Source organism: Flavobacteriales bacterium (assembly GCA_013001705.1).
In the GTDB taxonomy this organism is placed as follows: Bacteria; Bacteroidota; Bacteroidia; order Flavobacteriales_D; family JABDKJ01; genus JABDLZ01.
In genome coordinates, this window is record JABDLZ010000246.1 from 1 (window position 1) to 2,650 (window position 2,650).

The following is a 2,650-nucleotide window of genomic DNA, read 5'->3' on the forward strand; positions in this document are numbered from 1 at the left end:
CCCTACGAATGCCGCTGTCTGTCCTTCGCTCACGTGCAGGTCGATATTCTTCAGCACATATTCATCTCCGCTATAGGCCAGCCATACATTCTCAAAACGGATATCCCCGTTCAATCGGGTCTGAACGGCATTTCCTTCTATCTGTAACGAAGCTTCAGTATCCAGCACCTCGAATACCCGTTCGCTACCCACCATACCCATCTGGAGCACGTTGAACCGGTCTGCCAGTTGACGTATAGGGCGGTAAAGCATTTGGATGTAGAGAATGAAGGCAAGTACTTCTCCGAAGAGCGCATAGGGATCTTCATGACCCGTTCCTATCGACCTCAATCCCCACCAGATGAGCAGCGCGATGGAAGTGGAACTCAGTATCTCCACCACAGGGAAGAATATGGAATAGGCCCACACACTGTCGATATGAGCTTGCCTGTGCTCTTTATTGATCGCTTGGAAGCGTCTTTGTTCTTCGCTTTCTCGTCCGAATATCTGTACGATACCCATCCCTTGGATGTGCTCTTGTACAAAGGTGTTGAGCTTGGAGACTTGGGTACGCACTTTACGAAAGGCCTTCTCGATGGCCTTTTTGAAGATGCGGGTAGCGATCAATAACAAAGGGATAGGCAGGAGTACGACCAGACTGAATTTCCAATTCAGATAGAACATGAATCCCACCACGATGACCAGTTTCAGTATATCTCCGATGATGACCAGTATGCCCGAGGAGAATACACTCGCGATGGTCTCTATATCGGATACTGCGCGCGTGACCAATCGGCCGATAGGAGTACGGTCGAAATATTTGAGCTTGAATCCGGTGAGATGGTCGAACAACCTAGTGCGGATATCCAAGATGACGTTCTGGCCCAGTGTATTGGCCGAGTAAGTCTGGAAGAACTGGAGAATGGCTTCTATGACAAGAAGCCCGAGAATGAGCAAGGTCCAATTCAAGAGGCTCTGGTAATCCCCTGTTTTGATCGGTCCGGTGACCATCTGGTTGATCAGATAAGGCCGCAAGGGACCCAGTATGGCCAAGACGATGATCACTGTCAAGGTAGCGAAGAAGCGCACCCGATAGGGCCGCGCATAGGACATCATCCTGCGAAAAACCGATACATCGAAAGCCTTGCCAGTCACACTACTCATCGCGGTCAATATATGGATATTCCACACGGCTGAGATAGAGTCCATGAGCCGGGGCAGATGCTCCTGCAGCACTTCTTTCCTTGGCTTCTAGGACTAGCTTGAAACCTTCTGGAACCAACTTTCCGGTGCCCACTTCCAATAGCGTACCCACAATAGCCCGGACCATATTCCTCAGGAAACGGTCGGCTGTGATGGTGAAGACCGATCGCCCATCTTCCCGGGACCAAAGCGCCTCTCGTACGTCACAGAAATCGGTCTTCTGAGCACCATGATGCCGGGCGAATGAGGTGAATTCCTTCCGGCCGATCAAGTGGCTTGCGGCCTGGTTCATTGCATCGATATCCAGCACTTTCCGATGAAAAAGACTCTGATGGATGAGGAAAGGATCCTTCTGATGATGGATGCGATAGGTGTAGGTCCGGGATAGTGCATCGAAACGAGCGTGGGACTCACTGTCTACAGGGGTGACCTGTTTGATGGCAATATCGGCCGGGAGAACGGCATTGAGTGCATAGGCTAGATCTGCATTCTCGGCAGTCTCCAGATCGACATGGGCATAGAAGTCGGATGCATGCACACCGGTGTCCGTTCGTCCGCACCCGGTCACGACAGCATGCGTGTAATTCAACTGGGTCAAGCTTTCTTCTAGGACTTGCTGTACACTCAGGCTATTGGCCTGTCGCTGCCATCCGTGGTAGGCGGTCCCTTTGTAGGCCATATGAAGGAAGTATCTTGGCACCCGATAATAATCGAAGGCACAAAAGTAAGGGCTGATAGATGCGGATAGGACTTATTTCAGATACGCATGGATATATGGATGAGCGGATCCTGCATCACCTCCAAGGGATGGATGAGATCTGGCATGCAGGTGACATCGGTGACCTTTCTGTGACAGATGCTCTGGCCGCTATTGCTCCCCTACGTGGGGTATATGGGAACATCGATAACGCACAGATACGGGCAGAATTCCCATTGCATCAGCGTTTCCAGATCAAGGGACTGAAAGTATGGATGACCCATATCGGAGGTCGACCGGGGAACTATGACCATCGCTTACGGGATCAACTTTATCGCGATAGACCGGATCTGTTCATATGCGGCCACTCGCACATCTGTCTGGTGAAGAAGGATCCAGCTTTTGGAGGAATCTATCTTAATCCCGGGGCTGCAGGGAAACATGGCTTCCATAAGATGCGTACTCTCTTGCGATTCACTCTGCAAAAAGGTGGATTGCACCAATTGGAAGTGGTAGAGCTGGGAGCGAGGGGCAAGGCATAAAAAAACCCGGACCAATTTGGCCCGGGTCATCTAAGATTATCCGTGTTCGATCACTTCTTGATCACACGATTGATGCTGATCTCTCCTTCTACTTGTACTTCGAAGAAATAGATACCGGACTGTAGTCCGCTCATATCGAGTTCCACTCTATTGGAGAATGGACTTTCTACACGGAGTACGGTAGCTCCCAACACATCACGTACAATGATGGCATCGATCTGGTCTTCAC

The 2,650-nt window shown here is 50.6% G+C and carries 4 protein-coding genes; 1 reads left to right on the forward strand and 3 read right to left on the reverse strand.

Annotated elements, in window-relative coordinates; genetic code table 11:
* Both HKN79_09935 and truA read right to left on the reverse strand, forming a co-directional pair.
* Positions 1 to 1,188 (reverse strand): ABC transporter ATP-binding protein (locus HKN79_09935; GenBank protein ID NNC83887.1); only part of this gene is annotated, 1,188 nt, incomplete at its 3' end.
* Positions 1,136 to 1,861 carry a tRNA pseudouridine(38-40) synthase TruA gene (truA, locus tag HKN79_09940; protein NNC83888.1) on the reverse strand — a complete coding sequence of 242 codons (726 nt, stop codon included), beginning with the start codon at positions 1,859 to 1,861 and terminating at the stop codon, positions 1,136 to 1,138. The genes HKN79_09935 and truA, both read right to left, overlap by 53 nt.
* A gap of 59 nt (positions 1,862 to 1,920) precedes the next feature.
* On the opposite strand from truA, the gene HKN79_09945 reads away from it, so the two are divergent.
* Positions 1,921 to 2,421, forward strand: a complete 501-nt coding sequence (locus tag HKN79_09945; GenBank protein NNC83889.1) for a metallophosphoesterase family protein — start codon at positions 1,921 to 1,923, stop codon at positions 2,419 to 2,421.
* A 50-nt stretch (positions 2,422 to 2,471) separates the two neighbouring features.
* On the opposite strand, the gene HKN79_09950 is transcribed toward HKN79_09945, so the two are convergent.
* On the reverse strand, positions 2,472 to 2,650 hold a 179-nt coding region (locus tag HKN79_09950; GenBank protein NNC83890.1), incomplete at its 5' end, for a T9SS type A sorting domain-containing protein.